The 20,345-nt window shown below is 64.7% G+C and carries 19 protein-coding genes; 13 read left to right on the top strand and 6 right to left on the bottom strand.

All coding sequences use genetic code 11. From position 1 onward, the window contains the following. Nucleotides 1-16: 16 nt before the first annotated feature. The 5 genes from IB238_RS18335 to IB238_RS18315 are packed head-to-tail and all read left to right on the top strand — an operon-like array spanning nt 17 to nt 6,297. Nucleotides 17-1,459, top strand: coding sequence for an amidase (locus IB238_RS18335; protein WP_348648267.1), 1,443 nt, complete (start codon nt 17-19; stop codon nt 1,457-1,459). Then, nucleotides 1,456-2,991: an ABC transporter ATP-binding protein gene (locus IB238_RS18330; RefSeq protein WP_192250234.1), complete on the top strand. Its 1,536-nt coding sequence runs from the start codon at nt 1,456-1,458 to the stop codon at nt 2,989-2,991. Before IB238_RS18335 ends, IB238_RS18330 begins: the two co-directional genes overlap by 4 nt. Continuing rightward, complete coding sequence (locus IB238_RS18325) at nt 2,981-4,030, top strand: ABC transporter permease (protein ID WP_192250231.1); 1,050 nt, start codon at nt 2,981-2,983, stop codon at nt 4,028-4,030. Before IB238_RS18330 ends, IB238_RS18325 begins: the two co-directional genes overlap by 11 nt. Continuing rightward, complete coding sequence (locus IB238_RS18320) at nt 4,027-4,968, top strand: ABC transporter permease (protein WP_192250228.1); 942 nt, start codon at nt 4,027-4,029, stop codon at nt 4,966-4,968. The genes IB238_RS18325 and IB238_RS18320 overlap by 4 nt, the downstream gene beginning before the upstream one ends. Nucleotides 4,969-4,998: 30 nt before the next feature. Beyond that, a complete protein-coding gene (locus IB238_RS18315; protein WP_192250225.1) occupies nt 4,999-6,297 on the top strand; it encodes an amidohydrolase family protein in 1,299 nt (432 codons plus the stop codon). 387 nt (nt 6,298-6,684) lie between these two features. Here IB238_RS18315 and putA read toward each other — a convergent pair whose 3' ends face one another. Beyond that, complete coding sequence (gene putA / locus IB238_RS18310) at nt 6,685-10,392, bottom strand: trifunctional transcriptional regulator/proline dehydrogenase/L-glutamate gamma-semialdehyde dehydrogenase (protein ID WP_192250222.1); 3,708 nt, start codon at nt 10,390-10,392, stop codon at nt 6,685-6,687. A gap of 192 nt (nt 10,393-10,584) precedes the next feature. On the opposite strand from putA, the gene IB238_RS18305 reads away from it, so the two are divergent. The 4 genes from IB238_RS18305 to IB238_RS18290 all read left to right on the top strand — a co-directional run bounded on the left by IB238_RS18305 (nt 10,585) and on the right by IB238_RS18290 (nt 12,575). Next, a complete protein-coding gene (locus IB238_RS18305; RefSeq protein ID WP_192250219.1) occupies nt 10,585-11,079 on the top strand; it encodes an Lrp/AsnC ligand binding domain-containing protein in 495 nt (164 codons plus the stop codon). Between the two features lie 101 nt (nt 11,080-11,180). Further along, the gene (locus tag IB238_RS18300) at nt 11,181-11,480 is read left to right on the top strand and encodes a DUF6074 family protein (RefSeq protein ID WP_192250216.1); all 300 of its coding nucleotides are present in this window, start codon (nt 11,181-11,183) and stop codon (nt 11,478-11,480) included. A gap of 318 nt (nt 11,481-11,798) precedes the next feature. Continuing rightward, on the top strand, nt 11,799-12,272 hold the full coding sequence (locus tag IB238_RS18295; protein ID WP_192250213.1) for an Rrf2 family transcriptional regulator: 474 nt from the start codon (nt 11,799-11,801) through the stop codon (nt 12,270-12,272). 105 nt (nt 12,273-12,377) lie between these two features. Next, nucleotides 12,378-12,575 carry a hypothetical protein gene (locus IB238_RS18290; protein WP_192250210.1) on the top strand — a complete coding sequence of 66 codons (198 nt, stop codon included), beginning with the start codon at nt 12,378-12,380 and terminating at the stop codon, nt 12,573-12,575. Nucleotides 12,576-12,620: 45 nt separating this feature from the next. On the opposite strand, the gene IB238_RS18285 is transcribed toward IB238_RS18290, so the two are convergent. Genes IB238_RS18285 through IB238_RS18265 form a run of 5 tightly spaced genes read right to left on the bottom strand, consistent with a single transcriptional unit; the run spans nt 12,621 to nt 17,137 of the window. Then, nucleotides 12,621-13,322 carry an ABC transporter ATP-binding protein gene (locus IB238_RS18285; RefSeq protein WP_192250207.1) on the bottom strand — a complete coding sequence of 234 codons (702 nt, stop codon included), beginning with the start codon at nt 13,320-13,322 and terminating at the stop codon, nt 12,621-12,623. Continuing rightward, nucleotides 13,309-14,097 carry an ABC transporter ATP-binding protein gene (locus IB238_RS18280; protein WP_192250204.1) on the bottom strand — a complete coding sequence of 263 codons (789 nt, stop codon included), beginning with the start codon at nt 14,095-14,097 and terminating at the stop codon, nt 13,309-13,311. The genes IB238_RS18285 and IB238_RS18280 overlap by 14 nt, the downstream gene beginning before the upstream one ends. Then, the gene (locus tag IB238_RS18275) at nt 14,094-15,041 is read right to left on the bottom strand and encodes a branched-chain amino acid ABC transporter permease (protein ID WP_192250201.1); all 948 of its coding nucleotides are present in this window, start codon (nt 15,039-15,041) and stop codon (nt 14,094-14,096) included. Before IB238_RS18275 ends, IB238_RS18280 begins: the two co-directional genes overlap by 4 nt. After that, nucleotides 15,041-15,913 (bottom strand): branched-chain amino acid ABC transporter permease, encoded by an 873-nt coding sequence (locus tag IB238_RS18270; RefSeq protein ID WP_192250198.1) that lies wholly within the window; start codon nt 15,911-15,913, stop codon nt 15,041-15,043. The genes IB238_RS18275 and IB238_RS18270 overlap by 1 nt, the downstream gene beginning before the upstream one ends. A 51-nt stretch (nt 15,914-15,964) precedes the next feature. Next, the gene (locus IB238_RS18265) at nt 15,965-17,137 is read right to left on the bottom strand and encodes an ABC transporter substrate-binding protein (RefSeq protein ID WP_192250195.1); all 1,173 of its coding nucleotides are present in this window, start codon (nt 17,135-17,137) and stop codon (nt 15,965-15,967) included. Between the two features lie 260 nt (nt 17,138-17,397). Between IB238_RS18265 and IB238_RS18260 the strand changes: the two genes are divergently transcribed. From IB238_RS18260 to paaB, 4 genes are all read left to right on the top strand, one after another. Continuing rightward, nucleotides 17,398-18,033 carry a TetR/AcrR family transcriptional regulator gene (locus IB238_RS18260; RefSeq protein ID WP_192250192.1) on the top strand — a complete coding sequence of 212 codons (636 nt, stop codon included), beginning with the start codon at nt 17,398-17,400 and terminating at the stop codon, nt 18,031-18,033. A gap of 38 nt (nt 18,034-18,071) precedes the next feature. Next, nucleotides 18,072-18,935 carry a phenylacetic acid degradation operon negative regulatory protein PaaX gene (gene paaX, locus IB238_RS18255; protein WP_192251302.1) on the top strand — a complete coding sequence of 288 codons (864 nt, stop codon included), beginning with the start codon at nt 18,072-18,074 and terminating at the stop codon, nt 18,933-18,935. A 119-nt stretch (nt 18,936-19,054) separates the two neighbouring features. Further along, nucleotides 19,055-20,041, top strand: coding sequence for a 1,2-phenylacetyl-CoA epoxidase subunit PaaA (gene paaA / locus IB238_RS18250; protein WP_192250189.1), 987 nt, complete (start codon nt 19,055-19,057; stop codon nt 20,039-20,041). An 11-nt stretch (nt 20,042-20,052) separates the two neighbouring features. Then, entirely contained in the window at nt 20,053-20,337 is a 285-nt protein-coding gene (paaB, locus tag IB238_RS18245; protein WP_192250186.1) for a 1,2-phenylacetyl-CoA epoxidase subunit PaaB, read from the top strand. The last annotated feature ends 8 nt before the right edge of the window (nt 20,338-20,345 follow it).

Genomic DNA, 20,345 nt, shown 5'->3' with positions numbered 1-20,345 from the left:
CCGGCAAGCAGTGGTCGTGTCAACGCCGGAGACCACAAGTGTAGAAAAAGGGGACGCGTCGGCGCTGGCCGATGCGATCCGCTCCGGTGTTGTTTCGGCCAGCGAAGCAATGGAGGCGGCGCTTTCAGCCGCTTCCGCCAACACGGCATTCGGCGCGATCTGCCACCTGGATGCGGCGCGCGGCCGGGAAGCGGCTGCGACGCTGGATGCGGAGAGAGCGACCAATCCGGCCCAGTTTGCAACCAGGACCTTCGGTGGTGTGCCGACATTGGCAAAGGATCTCGGCGGGCCCTTTGCCGGCTTTCCCGTCCGGGCCGGATCGCGCGTGCTGGAGGGAATGCTGGATCCTGCTCTGGATTCGAACCTCGCCGTCCGGTTTCGCCAGGCGGGCTTCACCCTCTTCGGCCTGACGACCAGCCCGGAATTCGGGCTTTCCCTCTCCAGCGAGCCAGCTCGCGGGCCCATCTGCCGCAATCCACTCGATCCGTCCCGTACCGCCGGCGGCTCGTCGGGCGGCGCGGCGGCGGCCGTCGCAGCCGGCATCGTCGCGATCGCCCATGCCACCGACGCCGGCGGCTCGACCCGCGTGCCCGCCGCCTGTTGCGGCCTCGTCGGCCTGAAGCCCACGCGAGGCGCCATCCCCGGCGGCCCGCATTTCGGCAACCATCTCGGCGGAATCGCCAGCGAACTCGCCGTCTGTCGCTCGGTGCGTGACACCCAACGGATCTTTCAATCTGTTTGCGGCAAGGCGCGAGGTCCCTTTGCCGACCCGGCGCCGCACGGCTCTACGGAAGCCAATCTGCGGATTGGTGTCCTGACCGATACCGGCCGTGACTATCCCACGGACCCGGCGCGAAGCGTTGCGGTATTGGACGCAGCCAAAACGTTGGAGAAGGCCGGGTACCGGATCCTTCCGCTGCGCTGGTCTGCCTTCGAGGACCTCGTCGCCATCTCCGGTACCGTCTTTGCCGATATCGTTGCGGTCAATCTCGCCCGGCTGGCGAATGCGTTGGCGCTCGATCTCGACCTTGCTGAACCGCTGACGCGCGCCTTTGCCGAGCGCGGACGAAAAATATCCGGTAACGCCCTCTGGACATCGCTGGACGCTGCGGTGCATGTGAGCCATCGAACCTGGGCCCTGTTCGAAAGCCTGGACTGCTTGCTGATGCCGATGCTCTCTTCCGCTCCCCTGCCGGTGGGGTCCTTCCCCTCCGACCATGCCGATACCGATCTGCATCTGCAGCGGATGACGGCGTTTGCGCCGCTGGCGAGCCTTGCCAATATTTCGGGCTTTCCAGCGCTGACGCTGCCCTTCGGCAAGGATGCGGAGGGACTGCCGCTGCCGGTGCAATTGATGGGGCCGATGGGGTCCGAGAAAATGCTGCTTTCACTCGCCGCCCAACTCGAGCGCGAGGAGCGCTGGCGGCATCGTTTTCCCGTGGCGGGATTGGCAGCATGACAATGGAAACCGTCCTCGAACTTTCCCACATCAGCAAGCGCTTCGGCCCGATCGTCGCAAACGACGACATCTCGATCAGCCTGCGCAAGGGCGAGCTTTTGGCGCTGCTCGGCGAGAACGGCGCCGGCAAGACGACGCTGATGAGCATTCTCTTTGGCCATTACACGCCGGACGAGGGCACCGTGCGCGTCGACGGGGACGAGCTTCCGCACGGGCGGCCGCGGGCAGCAATCAAGGCCGGAGTCGGCATGGTGCACCAGCATTTTTCGCTGGCGCCGAACTTGACCGTTCTGGAAAACGTGATGACCGGCACGGAATCGCTCTGGTCGCTGCGCTCGAACAAGGGCGCAGCACGGCGCAAGCTGCTTGCGATTGCCGAACGCTTCGGCCTCGGCGTCGATCCGGACGCGCGGCTCGGCGATCTGTCCGTCGGCGAGCAGCAGCGGGTGGAGATCCTCAAGGCCCTCTACAACGACGCCCGCATCCTGATCCTCGACGAGCCGACGGCCGTTCTGACGAACATCGAGGCGGAGCGGCTGTTTTCCACGCTGAAGGAGATGGCACGGCAGGGCCTGTCGCTGATCTTCATCTCGCACAAGCTCGACGAGGTGATGGCCGCCGCCGACCGTATCGTCGTCCTGCGCGGCGGCAAAGTGGCGGCCGAGTGTATGGTCAGTGAAACCAACAAGTCCGAACTGGCCGAGCTGATGGTCGGATATCGCGTAACACGGCCGACGCGCGAGCCTGCAGAACCGGGCGAGACCGTGTTCCAGGCCTCACGTGTGACGGTGACCAGCGGTGGCATCGACCGGCTGAAGGAAATCGATTTCTTCCTGCGCGAAGGTGAGACGCTCGGCATCATCGGTGTTTCCGGAAATGGGCAAGCGACCCTTTCACAACTGATGAGCGGGCTGGCTGCGCCAAACGGCGGGGAGATGCGGCTGTTCGGTGAAACAGTGCAGGCGCTGGAGGTGCACGACCTGGTCGAAGCCGGCATCGGCCGCATTCCCGAGGATCGCCACAAGCAGGGCACGATCGGCGAGATGGCGATCTGGGAAAATGCCGTACTGGAGCGGATCCACACGGCGCATTTTTCCAGGCGCGGCCTCGTCAACCGGGCGGCAGGCCAGGCGCTTGCCGCCACGATCATCGAGGATTTCGACGTGCGCGGCGGCACGCCGACCAGCCGTGCGCGCCTGCTGTCCGGCGGCAACATGCAGAAGCTGATCCTCGGGCGCAACCTCTACAGGCGGCCACGCATCCTGATTGCCGCGCAGCCGACCCGGGGCCTCGACGAGGGTGCCGTCGCGGCCGTCCACGCCCGTATCCTGGAAGCGCGCCGGAAGGGAACGGCGGTGCTTTTGATTTCCGAGGACCTGGATGAAGTGATCGGACTTGCCGACCGGATCCAGGCAATCGTCAAGGGACGGCTTTCCGCGCCGATCGCCGCCGAGGACGTCGACCCGCGCCGGCTCGGCCTGATGATGTCCGGCGACTGGACGTCGAGCGAAGGACCTCATCATGCGTCTTGAACGCCGCGAACACCGCCCGCTGTTGCTGGTCGTCCTGTCGCCGATCCTCGCGGTCGTGGCGGCGCTGGCGCTCGCGGGCATCCTGATCGCGCTGGCCGGCGCACCGGTGCTGGAGGCCTATGGCCGCATCCTGACCGGCGCTTTCGGCACGCGGCTTTCGGCGACCGAGACCCTGACGCGGGCGACGCCGCTGATGTTGACCGGGCTTGCGGCGGCTGTCGCCTTCCGCGCAAGGTTGTGGAACATTGGCGCTGAAGGGCAATTCTATCTCGGCGCAATCATGGTGGCGGCGCTCGGGTCGAGTGCACTTTCGGGGTTGCCTGGACCGGTATTGATCCCGCTTCTTTTTGCAGCGGGCGCGCTGGCCGGGATCCTGCTGATGCTCGTGCCGCTGTGGCTGCGCCTGCGCTTTTCCGTCGACGAGGTGGTGACGAGCTTGTTGCTGAACTTCGTCGCGGTCCTCTTCGTTTCGATGATGATCGAGGGACCGCTGAAAGATCCCCTCGCCTTCGGCTGGCCGCAGTCCATGCCCGTCGCCGACCACGCGCTGTTGCCCAAGCTGATCGAGCGGTCGCGCCTTCATATCGGCCTGCTGGTGGCCGTTGTTACCGCACTGGTGGTCTACTTCCTGCAATCGCGCACCGTCTTTGGCCTGCAGTCTCGTGCGGCAGGCCTCAATCCGGAAGGTGCAGCCTTTGCCGGCGTGCCGCTCGGCAAGACGCTGATTAAGGTCGCGTGCCTTTCGGGCGGGCTCGCCGGGCTTGCCGGCGCAATCGAGGTGATGGGGGTCAAGGGTTACGTGACCACCGATCTTTCGCCGGGTTACGGCTATGCCGGCATCATCGTCGCCATGCTCGCCAACCTCAACCCGCTTGGCGTGATTGCCGCCGCGCTTTTCACCGCCACCATGTTCGTCGGCGCCGACGGCATGAGCCGGGCGCTGAGCATCCCGACCTACCTCGCCGACGTCACCGTCGCGCTGTCGCTCCTGACCATGCTCATCGCCATCTTCTTCACCCAGTACAGGATCCGCCGATGAGCACGCTGTTCGACATCATCGCCTCGGCCGGCCTGTGGGCGGCGGTCTTGCGGATCGCGACACCGCTGATCTTCGGCACGCTGGGTGCCCTGCTGTCGGAACGGTCCGGCGTGCTGAACCTCGGCATCGAGGGGATCATGACCTTCGGGGCGATGATCGGCTGGCTCGCCGTCTTCAACGGCGCCGACCTCTGGACAGGGCTGCTGGTCGCTGCGCTTTCTGGCGCGCTGTTCGGCCTGCTGCATGCGTCGATGACCGTCACCCTTGGCCTGTCGCAACATGTGACGGGGCTCGGCATCACGCTGTTTGCCTCCTCGTTCAGCTACTACATCTTCCGCCTGACGGTGCCGCTTGCGTCGACGCCGCCGACGGTCACGCCGTTCCAGCCGATCGCGATCCCCGGTCTTTCGGACCTGCCCTTCGTCGGTCCGGCGCTTTTCACCCAGACCGCGCCAACCTATCTTGCGATCGTGATCGCGCTGCTGCTCGGTTACATCATCTACCGTACGCCGCTCGGCCTGGCGCTGCGCATGAGCGGGGAAAACCCACATGCGGCCGAGGCGCAGGGTGTCGACCCGATCAAGGTGCGCTATGGGGCGATCATGGCGGGCAGCGCGCTGATGGCGGTCGGTGGGGCGTTCCTGACGCTTTCGGCCTTCAACAGCTTCTTCCCCACCATGGTGCAGGGGCGCGGCTGGATCTGCATCGCACTCGTCGTCTTCGCCTCCTGGCGGCCGGCACGGGCACTGTTCGGCGCTCTGCTCTTCGCCTTTTTTGATGCCTTCCAGCTGCGGCTACAGGCGGTCCTCGGCGACGTGCCCTATCAGATCTTCCTGATGATGCCCTATATTCTCTCGATCGTCGCCCTAGCCGTCATGGCGCGTCGCGCCCGCGTGCCGCAGGCGCTGATGCAGCCCTACCGGCGCGGCGAACGCTAGTTCCCGTCCCCATCTTCCTACAGGTGCCCCATGTTCGACGTCCTCATTAAGAATGCCAATCTCCCCGACGGCCGCGAGGGCATCGATATTGGCGTCAAAGGCGGGAAGATCGTCGAGGTCGGGCCGAGGATCCAGGCTGAGGCCGGAGAGACGATCGACGCCAGCAATCGCCTCGTGACGCCGCCCTTCGTCGATCCGCATTTCCACATGGACGCGACGCTGTCGCTCGGCCTGCCGCGCATGAACGTGTCCGGCACGCTCCTGGAAGGTATCGCGCTCTGGGGCGAACTGCGCCCGACGCTGACGCGCGAGGCGCTGGTCGAGCGCGCGCTGCGTTACTGTGATCTGGCTGTCAGCCAGGGTCTGCTCGCCATCCGCAGCCATGTCGACACGAGCGATCCGGCGCTGGTCACGGCCGAGGCTTTGATCGAAGTGCGCGAAAAGGTCGCCCCCTATATCGACCTGCAGCTCGTCGCCTTCCCGCAGGACGGCTACTACCGCGCCGAGGGTGGCGTCGAATCGCTGAACCGCGCTCTCGACATGGGCCTCGACATCGTCGGCGGCATCCCGCATTTCGAGCGCACCATGGCCGATGGTGCCGCCTCCGTATCCGCGCTCTGCAAGATCGCGGCCGATCGTGGCCTACCGGTCGACATGCATTGCGACGAGACCGACGATCCGATGTCGCGCCACATCGAGACGCTCGCGGCCGAAACCGTGCGCTACGGGCTGCAGGGCCGCGTTGCCGGCTCGCACCTGACCTCGATGCACTCGATGGACAACTACTACGTCTCCAAGCTCATCCCGCTGATGGCGGAAGCGAAGATCAACGTCATTCCGAACCCGCTGATCAACATCATGCTGCAGGGCCGGCATGACACCTATCCGAAGCGTCGCGGCATGACGCGGGTGCGCGAGCTGATGGAGGCCGGCCTCAACGTCTCCTTCGGCCACGACTGCGTGATGGATCCCTGGTACTCGATGGGTTCGGGCGACATGCTCGAGGTTGGCCACATGGCGATCCATGTCGCGCAGATGGCCGGCATCGAGGACAAGCGGAAGATTTTTGACGCGCTGACGGTCAATTCGGCCAAGACGATGGGGCTGGAAGGCTACGGACTCGAAAAGGGCTGCAACGCCGACCTCGTGATCCTGCAGGCCCGCGATCCGCAGGAAGCGTTGCGGCTGAAGGCCAACCGCCTCGTCGTCATGCGGCGTGGCAAGGTCATCGCGCGCTCGGCACCCCGTTTCAGCGAGCTGAAACTCGACGGGCGGCCGACCGCGGTCGATGCTGCCGAATACGCCCCGCTGCGGCCCAGCGACGTCTGAGGCTTGGTTAGGGCAGGCGACTGCTCCTAGACGATTCCAATCAAGATACGAAAATGGCGGCGCCCCATGTCGGAGCCGCCATTCAGGTTGGTGACAAACCGTCAATCTTCATAAACAGCCTTTCCGTCACCCCGGACTTGATCCGGCGTCTAGCCGCGCTGCGTCGGCGGCGCGAAAGAGGTTTTTGCGCGCAAGGACTTGCGCGCACTGGATGCCGGGTCAAGCCCGGCAAGACGGAGTCCTTGATGTCGCTCGAAGAAATAAAGAGATGTTGAAAGGTGTTGTCAGCAGACTGAAAATGGCGGCCTCATATCGGAGCCGCCATTTTTCGTTTTCGTTCTCCTGTCGCGCTGGCCCCGGAGCAGGTCCGGGGCTGCGAGCACATGGTCAGCCGATTGCCATCAGGCTGGCGTTGCCGCCGGCGGCGGTGGTGTTGATCGAGGTGGAGACCTCTTCCAAGAGCCAATTGAGGCAGTAGGCGTCCGCATTGCGGGCGGTAATCGCCTCCGTCGACGACGCCTGGACCAGCACGAGCGGGCCGGGCAGGGTTGCGATCTTCTCGTTGACGGCGCGGATGCGCTCGGCATCGCCTTCCACCAGCGCCCCGGCGAAGGGACTGCTCTTGGCCCAGTCGTTCGACCAGGCGAGACGGGCAGCGACGCTCGCGGGAAGATCCTTTAAGGCGCCCTGCAGGCCGCAAGCCGCGTCGATCACCGGGCGGTTGCCGGTCGCAAGGGCCGCAACGATCTGGCTGTAGAGGCCAGCTTCCGTCTGCGGAACCAGCAGCACCTGACCGCGCGGGTGCAGCGCGTAGAGATTGCGCTCACCAACCGGACCCGGAAGCTCTATGTCGAGGCCGAGCGCCGACGCGCTGCCGGTATCGCGGGCGGCCTGCGCCTGCGCGTTCATGCCACGCTGGCCAAGCCACTTGGCGAAGTCGCTCAGTGCCGGATCGGTGTGGACCGAGCTGTGCTGTGGCGGGATTGGCGCGGTCTTGACCAGGCGGCCGAGATAGAGCGGGCCGCCGGCCTTCGGGCCGGTGCCGGAGAGGCCGCGACCGCCGAAGGGCTGGACGCCGACAACAGCGCCGATGACGTTGCGGTTGACATAGATGTTGCCCGCCTTCACCCGGCTCGTGACATGGGCGATCGTCTCGTCCAGACGCGTGTGCAGGCCGAAGGTCAGCCCGTAGCCGGTGGCATTGATATCGTCGATCAACCGGTCGAGGTCGTCGCGCTTGTAGCGGATGACGTGCAGGACCGGACCGAAGACCTCGCGCTTCAGCTCGGAAATGCCGCCGAGTTCGATGATTGTCGGCGGGACAAAGGTGCCCTTCGCCGTCTCCGCATCGAGGCTGATCTGCTCGACCTTGCGTCCCTTGCCGCGCATGCCATCGATGTGCCCTTCGATGATGCCCTTGGCCTCGGCGGTAATGACCGGGCCGATGTCGACGGAAAGCTTGTCGGTGCGGCCGATGTTCAGCTCGTGCAGCGCTCCCTTGAGCATGGTGAGCGTGCGGTCGGCGACGTCCTCCTGCAGGCAGAGCACGCGCAGCGCCGAGCAGCGCTGGCCGGCGCTGTCGAAGGCCGACGCGATTACATCGAAGACGACCTGTTCGGCAAGCGCGGACGAATCGACGATCATGGCGTTCTGGCCGCCGGTTTCGGCGATCAGCGGGATCGGCCGGCCATCGGCCGAGAGGCGGCCAGCGAGCTGCGCCTGGATCAGGCGGGCGACTTCGGTCGAGCCGGTGAACATGACGCCGGCGGTCTCGGGGGCGCCGACGAGGGCGGCGCCGACGCGGCCGTCGCCCGGCAGAAGCTGCAGCGCATCGGCTGGAACGCCCGCTCCATGCAGCAGGCGAACGCCCTCGGCTGCGATCAGCGGGGTTTCCTCGGCGGGCTTTGCCAGCACCGGGTTGCCGGTGACCAGCGCTGCCGCGACCTGGCCGATGAAGATCGCCAGCGGGAAGTTCCAGGGGCTGATGCAGACGACCGGGCCGAGCGGCGCATGGGCCGGGCCGAGGGTGCGGCGCGTCTGTTCGGCGTAGTAGCGCAGGAAGTCGATCGCCTCGCGCACTTCGGCAATCGCGTTCGGCAGCGATTTGCCGGCCTCGCGGACGATCAGGCCAAGCAGCGTCGGCATGCGCGCCTGCATCGCGTCGGCGGCACGCTCCAGGCAGGCGGCGCGTTCGGCAGGCGACACGGCTACCCAGCGCGGTGCAGCGGCAGCCGCCAGCGCCACGGCCTTGCGTGCCGTTTCATCGGAGGCCTCGGTGACCTGACCGACAACATCGCCCAGGTCGCCGGGATTAAGGACCGGGCGGGTCTCGCCGCCCGCGGCTCCGGAGGCAAGCTGCGGCTCGGCTTTCCAGGCGATTGCGGCGCTTGCCTCGAGCGCTTCGCTGAGCGAGGCGAGCGTGGTCTCGTTCGAGAGGTCGAGGCCGGCGGAATTCAGCCGTGCGCCATAGAGATTTGCCGGGAGTGCGATCTGATCGTGGCGCGCACCAACGACAGCCATCGAGCGGACGACCTCTGCCGGATCGGCGATCAGGTCGTCGATCGAGACGGCCGGGTCGGCAATGCGGTTGACGAAGGAGGAGTTCGCGCCGTTCTCCAGCAGGCGGCGGACGAGATAGGCAAGCAGCGTCTCGTGGGTGCCGACCGGAGCGTAGATGCGGCAGGGCCGGTTCAGATTGCCGCTGCCGACAACCTCGTCATAGAGCGGCTCGCCCATGCCGTGCAGGCACTGGAACTCGTACTTGCCGACGGAGAAATCCGGGCCGGCGAGCTGGTAGATCGTCGCCAGCGTCTGGGCATTGTGGGTGGCAAACTGCGGGAAGACCGCATCGGTGGCCGCGAGCAGCTTCTTGGCGCAGGCGATATAGGAGACGTCGGTGTGGATCTTGCGGGTATAGACGGGGAATTCCGAGAGGCCATCGACCTGCGCACGCTTGATCTCGGCATCCCAGTAGGCACCCTTGACGAGCCGCACCATGATGCGGCGGCCGGAACGGCGGGCAAGATCGATGATGTAGTCGAGCACGAACGGGCAGCGCTTGCCATAGGCCTGCACGACGAAGCCGACGCCATCCCAGCCGGCAAGGTCCGGATCGGTGCAGAGGTTTTCGAGCAGGTCGAGCGACAGCTCCAGCCGGTCGGCTTCCTCCGCGTCGATGTTGAGACCGATGTTGTAGGTCTTCGACAGCAGCGCCAGCGCCTTCACCTTGGGCAGGAGCTCTTCCATGACGCGATCGGCCTGCGCGCGCGAATAGCGCGGATGCAGGGCCGACAGCTTGATCGAGATGCCCGGCCCCTCATAGATGCCGCGGCCGGCAGACGCCCTGCCGATGGCATTGATGGCGTTTTCGTAGTCGCGATAGTAGCGCTCGGCATCGGCGGCCGTCGTCGCAGCCTCCCCAAGCATGTCGTAGGAATAGCGGAAACCCTTCTGCTCCAGCGTGCGGGCCCGGTTGAGCGCCTCGTCGATCGTCTCGCCGGTAACGAACTGCTCGCCCATCATGCGCATGGCCATGTCGACGCCGCGGCGGATGACGGGCTCGCCGCAGCGGGCAATGAGGCGGGTCAGGGCGGCCGACAGGCTGCGGTCGTTGACGGTGCCAGTCAGCTTGCCGGTGACGACAAGACCCCAGGTTGCGGCATTGACGAAGAGCGAGCGGCCGCCGCCGATATGGGACTTCCAGTCGCCATCGGCGATCTTGTCGCGAATCAGTGCATCACGCGTGGCGGTATCGGGGATACGCAGCAGCGCCTCGGCGAGGCACATCAGCGCCACGCCTTCCTGGCTGGAGAGCGAGTATTCCTGCACCAGTCCCTCGACACCGGTGCCCTTGTGCTTGGCGCGAAGGGCCGTGATCAGCTTGCGCGCGGTGGCCGAGACGGCGCCCCGCTGTTCGGACGAAAGCGTCGCTGCCTCAAGCAACGGGGCAAGGCATTCGGCCTCGGGGCGGCGATAGGCGGCTGTGATCGCCTGGCGCAGCGGATCCTGCGGGCGAACCGGCGGGGCGAAATCCGCAAAAGGACGACGTTCACCGGCGGGGCCGGCGTTTTCCGGGAAGGAAGGGGTCTGGGTCATGGTGGCGCGCTCGTGGGTAAGGGGCGTTACAGCCGGTCGTCCGGTCTGGCCGCGCCGCCTCGCCGATTGTCCTTCAGGCGTGCCATTTCGCAGCAACCGGATGGTAGCACCGAAGCAAAAATCATGTTGACTTGATTTTTGCGGAATTTAGGCCGATCGATCTGATTATCGACCACCTGGGAGGCATAACGAATGGCAAAGACGCAAAACATCGAAGATTTGGATCAGTTCGACATTCGCATCCTCGACGTTCTCAGCCAAGACGGCCGGATCTCGGTGACAGAGTTGTCCAAGCGGGTCGGCTTGTCAAAGACTCCCTGCCAGGCACGCCTGAAGCGGCTGATCGACGAGGGCTTCATCCTCGGCTTCCATGCGGAGATCAATCTGCGCAAGCTCGGGCTGGACCACATCGCGTTTGCCGAGGTGAAACTCTCCGACACCCGCGAGAAGGCGCTGGAGGCATTCAACAACGCCGTCCGCCGCATCCAGGAGGTCGAGGAGTGCCACATGATCGCAGGCTCCTTCGACTATCTGCTCAAGGTGCGCACCTCCGACATCCACAAGTACCGCGAGGTCCTGGGCGAAAAGATTTCAAGCCTGCCGAATGTCTCCAATACGTCCACATTCGTGGTGATGCAGGCCGTGAAGGACACCACCGCCGCGAATGTTTCTGCAGCCCTTTTGTAGATTGCACCTGCTCATGTTGGCACAAGAGGGCCGACTCGGAAACCCGCCGTTAACCATGCGCCCCGTATGCAGGATGCAACGCACACGAGGGGACAGCATACATGAGCGCAACATCCGCAAACATCGGCCCGACATCGCACGGGGCACCGATCCCGTTTCCGATGGCCCGGAGGACGGGCATCGTGCGGCGTTGCGCGGCCGAACTCGAGGCGCTGCACGGCGAACCGGCCCAGCGCTACTGGCGCTCCGAATGCCGCAAGCTTGCCGACGAACTCCTGGCACTCGGCTGCAACGAGGCGGAGATACGCCTGCAGGTGCTGGATTTTCAGGACGAGGTCCAGGCGGAACTCCGCCGCCGGCACCTGGCGGATTCTACACGCGACGAGGCTGTGCGGAGCTAACGCATGCACAGTAGTCGCGTCACGCTCCGTGCGAATTCGCGCAGGGAGCGACGCATTCCACCGCGGTCTTCCCCGCGAACGGAAACGATTCGGGACATAATCTGATAGATCGCGACACGCCTTAGCGGCTTGCATAAGCAGACGCGGTAAAATACATATTTTTTATACGTTTTTAGCACTTGGCGCCTAAAATGCGTCGGAATCATCCGTGATGGGTGGCTGACGATCATCCCCCGAACACACGGGTGACTCCTGGAAACGGGCGCGCTGGCTGCGCGACCCGCCGAATGTCGATTTGCAGGTGGAAAGCAGGCGGGCATGCTGACGAAAAAGGGAAAGTACGGGCTGAAGGCCCTGGTCGATCTGGCACGGCTTGCCCCCGGTGAAACCGCTTTCGTCAGCGAAATCGCGCTGCGCAACAACATTCCGAAGAAGTTTCTCGACACGATCCTGCTCGAACTGCGCAATGCCGGCATCCTGCGCTCGAAGAAGGGGCCGGGCGGTGGCTATGCGCTGTCGCAGCCGGCGTCGGCGATCCGGATCGGCCATGCCATCCGCGTTCTCGACGGGCCGTTGGCCCCGATTCGCTGCGCAAGCCGAACCGCCTATGAGGCCTGCGACGATTGTGCGGACCCCGAAACCTGCCAGGTCCGCCGCTCGATGACGGACGTGCGCGACGCGATCGCCGCCATTCTCGACACGATGACGCTGGAGCAGTTCGTCGCGGCTCCCGGGGTGGCCGGTATTGTCGAAGACGACGTGCCGGAGAAGAAGGCCGTCGGCCAGTCCTGACTGTCGCGGCCGCGGGTACAGCACTAAATCTATAGACTATTGACTTGCGCCACGATTTTGCCATGATCGTAACTGGCCGTTAACGATCGGGCACGAGGTGGACGCATGTTCTATATGGGTGGAATGACGCTCGGCTATTTTTCGCCGCATCCGGCCGAAACCGGGGAATGCGAACCCGAGGCGAGCGTTGATGCTTCGGCAGAGGCCAAGCATCACAAAAGCCTGCTGGAGCTGCTGAAACCAGTGGTTCCCCAAGCCCGGCGGCGATACCACACGGCCTGGCCGATCCACGTCTTCTATTGATTGCCGCCGACGACGGTATTTGAGGGATCCGCCGCCGCATCGCAGCTAAAGCCCGAGATAGGCTTCCTGGACCTTCGGATCGATTAGCAGCGCGCTTGCCGCGCCGGAGTGTACGACCTCGCCGGTTTCCAGGACATAGCCGCGGTCGGCGATCGCAAGCGCGGCGGACGCATTCTGCTCCACAAGCAGAATCGCCATGCCGCGCGCCTTCAGATTGGTGACGGCGGCAAGGATCTGGTCGATCAAAAGCGGTGAGAGGCCGAGCGAGGGCTCGTCGAGCAGCAAGAGTTTCGGTTCTGCCATCAGTGCTCGTCCGATCGCCAGCATCTGCTGCTGGCCGCCCGACAGCCCCGAAGCGGGCAGTGCGCGCTTTTCGGCCAGGATCGGGAACATGGCATAGATGTCGGCAAGGCTCTCCTCGGTGCGGTCGCGGCCGCGGCGGTAGGCACCGAGCCGCAGATTATCCTCGACGCTGAGCGGGCCGAAGATCTGACGCCCTTCCGGCGACTGCACCAGGCCACGGGCCACGCGCTCGTGCGGCGGGAGCTTCTGGATCTCCTTGCCTTCCAGGACGATACGGCCCGAAAGGATCGGCTGCACGCCCGAGAGCGCGCGCAGGAGTGTCGTCTTGCCGGCGCCGTTCGAGCCGACGATCGCCACGACCTCACCGTCACCGATTTCCAGCGACACGTCGTGCAGGACGCGGATGCGACCGTAGGCAGAATTCAGTCCCTCAACCTTGAGCACGATCCGCCTCCCTTGCGCCATGTTCCCCGAGATAGGCGGCGATGACCGCCGGATCGCTTCTGACCGCCTCGGGCGTGCCTTCGGCAAGCCGCTTCCCCTCGGCGAGGACGAGAATCCGGTGAGAAATGCGCATGACGAGCTTCATGTCGTGCTCGATCAGGACGACGGCGATGCCACCCGCTGCAATCTCGCTGATCAGTTTATCGATCGCTTCGCTTTCGACGGCGTTGCAGCCGGCGGCCGGCTCGTCGAGCAGCAGCACCTTCGGCTCGGAGGCGAGCGCGCGGGCGATCTCTAGGCGCTTCAGTGCGCCGTAGGGCAGGGAGCCGGCCGACATGTCCGCATAGCGGGCGAGACCGACGCGGTCCAGCAGCGCCATTGCAGCGTCCCGCGTGGCGCGGTTCTGGCGGGTCACGCCCGGCAGGCCGAGCAGATCAGCGAGGAACGAGGTCTTTTCCGTCAGGTGGAACCCGACCATGACGTTTTCCAGCGCCGTCATGCGGAAGAAGATCTGCAGGTTCTGGAAGGTGCGCACCATACCGCGCTTGACGAGCAGATGCGGTGCCGTGCCGCTGACCTTTTCGCCATCAAGGGTCACGGCGCCGCGGTCGGTCTGGTAGACGCCGGTGACGATGTTGAACAGCGTCGTCTTGCCCGCGCCGTTCGGGCCGATGATCGAGAAGACCTCGCTCGGCTTGACCGCGAAGGAGACGTTGTCGACCGCGACGAGGCCGCCAAAGGAGATTCCGGTGTTTTCGACCTGGAGAATGCTCATGCCGCGCGCTCCGTCCAAATCTTGCGCAGGGCCGGCACGATGCCGGCCGGCAGGAAGATCATGAAGACCATGATCAGGAGGCCGAGCACCATCTGCTCATAGTCGTGCAGGGCCGTGAGCGCCTGCGGCAGCACCACCAGGAAGGCCGCGCCGACCACCGCGCCGAAAACGGAGCCAAGCCCGCCGATGATGACCATGGCGACAAGCTCGATCGAGTTCATGAAGCCGGCAATATCAGGCGTCACCAGGCCGTTCATCAGGCCGATCAGTCCGCCGGCGACGGCGCCATAGATCGCGGCAAGCACGAAGGCGTTGAGCTTCTTCGAGGCGACGTCGATGCCGGTGGCGGAGGCGGCGACCTCGCTGTCATGGAGCGCCCGTAGCGCCCGGCCGGTCGGGCTGGCGCCGATGTTGAGGGCGATTGCGGCGCCGATGAGCATGACGCCGGCCGTGACCCAATACCAGGTGGACGCCCCTGAAAGCTTGAGACCGAACAGCGTCGCGCGCGCGACCTTCATGCCATCAGGCCCGCCAGTGATGTCGCTTTCGCCGGTAATGACGAGCGAAACGATCATGCCGAAGCCGAGCGTTGCGATCGCCAGATAGTAGCCCTTCAGCTTCAGGATCGGCCTGCCGACGATCCAGGCGATCAGGCCGGCGAGAACCGCGCCAAGCGCGACCGAGACGAGCGAATGCAGGCCGAGATATTCGGGTCCGAGCGCCACCGAATACGCGCCGATGCCGAGAAAGCCGGCGTGGCCGAGACTGACCTGTCCGGCGTAGCCCATCAGGATGGTCAGACCCATTGCCGCGAGCGAAAAGGTCCAGACGAGGGCTGCAACGCGCAGATAGAAGCCGGACGGGGCGACGAGCGGGACGATCGCGACGATGACCGCAAGCACGACAAGCGGCAGGAAACGGCTTTTGAGAAGCGACTTCGACATCAAACGCGCTCCACGCTCTTCGAGCCGAACAGGCCACGCGGCATGACGAACAGCACCAGCAGGATGGCAAGGAATGCGACCGCATCCTTGTAGGCCGAGCTGATGTAGCCGGCACCGAACGCCTCCAGAATGCCGATCAGCAACCCGCCGACCAGCGCACCCTGCGGCGAGCCCATGCCGCCGACCATGGCCGCGGCAAAGCCCTTGAGCGCGAAGATCAGGCCGATGTCATAGCGGGTCAGCGTGATCGGTGCGACGAGGATGCCGGCAAGCGCGCCCATCGCCGCAGACAAGCCGAAGGCGAGGCCCAGCATAACGCGGACGTTGATGCCGACGAGACGGGCGGCGAGCCGGTTGGCGGCGGTGGCGATCAGCGCCTTGCCGGTCAACGTTCGCGTCAGAAATAGATAGAGCGCGACGAAAAGAATGATCGCGCCGGCGAGCACCCAGAGGCTCTGGGGCAGGATGGCAGCGCCGGCGATGTTGATCGGATCGGCGCCGGAAAAGGCCGGCAGCGTATGGAACTGCTTGTCGAAGACAATCTGTGCTGCGCCCCTGATGAAGATCGAGGCACCGATCGTGATCATGATGAGGGTGACGGGCGAAGCGCCGCGCGCCGGCTCGATTGCGAGCCGGTGCAGGAGCAAACCGACAATGACGGCGCCGAGCACGGCGATCAGGGCCGCGATCGGCAGCGACAGGCCGGCGGCCATGAGGAACACCGTCCCCATGCCGCCGATCATGACGAAGTCGCCTTGAGCGAAGTTGATTACATCGGAAGCATTGTAGATCAGGGTGAAGCCGAGGGCGACGAGCGCATAGACTGCGCCCACGGTCAGGCCCGAAATCAACAATTGCAAGAACTCGCTCATCACGCGGACCCGTTCGTCGAAAGATGGAATGCGGTAGGGAGGGGACGCGAATTACTTCGCAGCCGCCTCCGGCACCCAGTCGCCGTTCTCGATGCGCAGCAGGTGGAAGGATTCGGTGCCGAGTCCCAAATGGTCTTCGGCCGACATCGTATAGATGCCGGTCACGCCGACATAACCGTTCGTCGCCTCGATCGCGTCGCGGATCGCCGCCGGATCGTCCGAGCCTGCCTTCTCGATTGCGGCTGCAAGCAGCGAAAGACCATCATAGGCATAGCCGCCAAAGGTGGACACCGGCTGGCCGGTGGCGGTCTCGTAGGCCTGCTTGTAGGCGGAAACGACCGGCTTCTGCTTGTCGTCGTCGGCAAGCTTGTCGGCGATCAGGAGCGCAGGCGCCGGCAAGCGCACGCCTTCTGCCGCCTTGCCGGCCAGCTCGATGAAGCTCTTCGAAGCGACGCCGTGCGACTGGTAGAGCGGTACGGTGAGGCCGAGCTGGGCGTAGTTGCGCGTGACGATCGCCGGGCCCTGGCCGAAGCCCGGGTTGACGACAGCCTGGACGCCCTCGGTATTCTTGATCTTGTTCAGCTGCGGCGTCATGTCGGCGTCTGTCGGGCCATAGCTCTCGTCGACCAGCACCTCGATGCCGTAGTCGCCAATCACGTTCATGCACTGGTTGCGCATCGATTTGCCGAAGCCGTCGGTGCCGGAAATCATGCCGATCTTCGTCAGGCCACGCGCCTTCATGTCCTCGAAGATCTTCATGCAGGCGGTCTTGTCGGTGTGCGGCGTCTTGAAGACGAAGGGATTGACCGGGTCGATGATCTCGATGGCGCCGGCGAGCGAGATGAACGGAATTTCCGCATCCTCGAAGACCGGGATCATCGCCATCGTGGCACCGGTCGAGGTGCCGCCGACCATGGCAACGACGCCGTCGTCCTCGACGAGACGGGTGGCGAAGGTGCGTGCCTTGTTGGCGTCGCCACCGTCGTCATAGAGGATCAATTCGATCGGCCGGCCCAGAATGCCGCCCTTGGCATTGATCTGCTCTGCAACGAGCTTCAGCGTCTTGGCTTCGGGATCACCGAGGAAGGCGGTGGAACCGGTGGCGGACACGACGGAGCCGATCTTGATCGGGTCGGCGGCAGCGGCCGGCGCGGCGCCCGCAGCAAGAAGGGCAGCGGCCGCGACAGTGCCGAGAATCGCGCGACGGGTCGACGTGAAAGTCATGATCGGAACTCCTCCCAAAGTATCCATGTGGCGGGCGCCAAAGGGCGCGACAGGGCCTGTTTGCAATTTGCGACAGGTACGATATAATTAACCGACCGATTGGTCAATCTATAAAATTCCGCCCGGATTTCCGGGAGGTCCGCCGATCGCGGCGCGGGGCCGACTTTACGCCGCCGGGAGCGATTGATAGACCGATCGGATAATCATTCGCCGCGCCGGCGAGTCGGTTCCGGCGTAGGCAAGCGATTGGACTTGTGCACATGGCCCGTACCCGCGCCCAGGACTACGACACCAAGCGACTGGCGATCTTGCAGCGCTCCGCGGAGCTGTTCGCCCGCTTTGGCTTTCCCGGCACCTCGATCAACATGATCGCGGAAGCCTGTGGCGTATCAAAGGCGCTGCTCTACCACTACTACCCGGACAAGGAGGCGCTGCTCTTCGACATCCTGAACGATCATCTGCAGGAGCTGGTCGAGGTGATGGGACAGGCGTCTGCCTCGACCGAGGATCCGAAGCTGCGGGTTCGGGCGATTGCGATGGCCCTGCTTGACGCCTATCGCGACGCGGATGCGGAGCATCAGGTGCAGATTGCCAACCTGAAGCTGCTTTCGGACGAACGGCGTGAGCTGCTGCTGGCGATGGAGCGCCAACTCGTCGTATGCCTGTCCGACGCACTGGCCGATGCCCTGCCGGAGATCGGCCGGGGACCGCTTCTCAAGCCGCTGACGATGTCGATGTTCGGCATGCTGAATTGGCATTACCTGTGGTTCCGCGAGGGCAAGGGCCTGACGCGCGAGGAATACGCCGACATGGTGACGGCGCTGATCCTGACCGGCGCGCCGCAGGTCGCCCAGCCCGAAATGGGCAACGACAAGGTCAGCCGGATCGGTCGATGACGACGCAAAGCCAGAAGCAGCCGCCCGATACCGCCGCCCTGCGCCAAGCACTGTCGCAGGTGCTAGAGCGGCTGCAGTCGCAGCCCTCCCGAACCTGGTCGATCATCATCACTTTCTATGGCGACGCGCTTCTGCCGCGCGGCGATTCGGTCTGGCTCGGCACGCTGAATGCGTTCTTCAGGGGGCTCGACATCAGCGACGGCGTGGTGCGGACCGCCATGTCGCGACTTGCGGCGGACGGCTGGCTGGAACGCAGCAAGGTCGGCCGCAACAGCTTCTACCGGCTCGGCGAGAAGGGGCGCCAGACCTTCCAGGAGGCGGCCAATCGCATCTACAATCCGAAGGTCGCCGACTGGGATGGCCATTTCACCGTGCTGATGCCGGCACCCGGCCCCGATCGCGACGTTCTGCGCAAGGCGCTGGAAGAGGCGGGTTACGGCACCCCGATACCGGGCACCTGGATCGCTCCCTCCGGCTGGGCCGTTCCCGACATCGCAAGCGAAGAACCGTGCCTTCAAGCACAAGGGTCGGCGGCGGACATGCGCGCGCTTGCCGATCGAGCCTGGCCGCTCGCCGTGCTCGCCGACCATTACCGTCATTTCATCGCCGACTTCAGCCCGCTGCTGGCCGCGCTTGAGCATGGCCTGCACCCCTCCGACCTCGGTGCGATCACGGCGCGCGTGCTGATGATCTACGAATATCGCCGCATCGTGCTGCGCGATCCGGGCCTGCCGGCGGCGATCCTACCGGAGGATTGGCCGGGAACGGCCGCCCGGCAGCTTTGCGCTGCGCTCTATCGCCACCTTGCCGTCGCATCGGAGCGCTGGCTTGACCAGAACGGCATGGATGAGGGCGGGCCGCTGAAGCCCGCGCGCCTCTCGATGACCGACCGGTTCGTATAAAACCTAATACTTTCAATGCCCGATGGCGACGTGTCTTTGTTGCAGCGCAAAGTGTTACAAAAAATCGTTGTCGAATTGATTTCTGTTACATATATTGCCCCCATTCGATGGAGGAAGCCATGTACACGCAAGCTCTCAACGCCAATCCGGATGCCGGCGAGCGCCAGGTCGAGGATGCGGCGCTGCTCGAAAAATTCCAGGCGCGCATCGACGCCGAAGATCGCATCGAGCCGAACGACTGGATGCCGGCAGCCTATCGCAAGACGCTGACGCGCCAGATTTCCCAGCACGCCCATTCCGAAATCGTCGGCATGCTGCCGGAAGGCAACTGGATCACCCGCGCTCCGTCACTGCGTCGCAAGGCGGCCCTGCTTGCCAAGGTGCAGGACGAATGCGGTCATGGCCTCTATCTCTACACCGCCGCCGAAACGCTTGGCGTCTCGCGCGAGGAGCTGGTCGACCAGCTTCTGACAGGCAAGGCGAAGTATTCCTCGATCTTCAACTATCCGACGCTGACCTGGGCCGATATGGGCGCCATCGGCTGGCTCGTCGACGGTGCGGCGATCATGAACCAGATCCCGCTCTGTCGCTGTTCCTACGGCCCCTATTCGCGGGCGATGATCCGGGTGTGCAAGGAAGAATCCTTCCACCAGCGCCAGGGCTACGAGATCATGGTGACGCTGTCGAAGGGCAATCAGGCACAGAAGGAAATGGCACAGGACGCGCTGAACCGCTGGTGGTGGCCGTGTCTGATGATGTTCGGCCCGCCGGACGCGGCAAGCCAGCATTCCGACCAGTCCACCCGCTGGAAGATCAAGCGCTTCTCCAATGACGAGCTGCGCCAGAAATTCGTCGACGCCACCGTGCCGCAGGCCCAGTATCTCGGACTGACGCTTCCCGATCCGGACCTCAAGTTCAACGAGGAAACCGGCCACTGGGAATATGGCACGATCGACTGGGACGAGTTCAAGCAGGTGATTTCCGGCAACGGCCCCTGCAACCGCGAGCGTCTTGCCGCCCGCAACAAGGCGCACGCGGAAGGCGCCTGGGTGCGCGAAGCCGCCCTCGCCTACGCCGAAAAACGCCAAGCCCGCAAGGCGGCTTAAGGAGTACCGACATGAAGGACATTTTTCCGCTCTGGGAAGTTTTCATCCGCTCGCGCAACGGCCTGGCCCACAAGCATGTGGGCTCGCTGCACGCCACCGACGCCACGCTTGCCCTGCAGGCGGCCCGTGACATCTACACCCGCCGCGGTGAGGGACTGTCGATCTGGGTCGTGCCGTCGAACGCGATCACGGCCTCCGACCCGGCCGACAAGGACATGATGTTCGAGCCGACCGCCTCGAAGATCTACCGCCACCCGACGTTCTACGACGTGCCGGAAGAAGTGGGCCATATGTAAGCTTCAGC

Source organism: Rhizobium sp. ARZ01, from assembly GCF_014851675.1.
In the GTDB taxonomy this organism is placed as follows: Bacteria; Pseudomonadota; Alphaproteobacteria; order Rhizobiales; family Rhizobiaceae; genus Mycoplana.
This window is presented reverse-complemented; position numbering and strand designations above follow the sequence as displayed.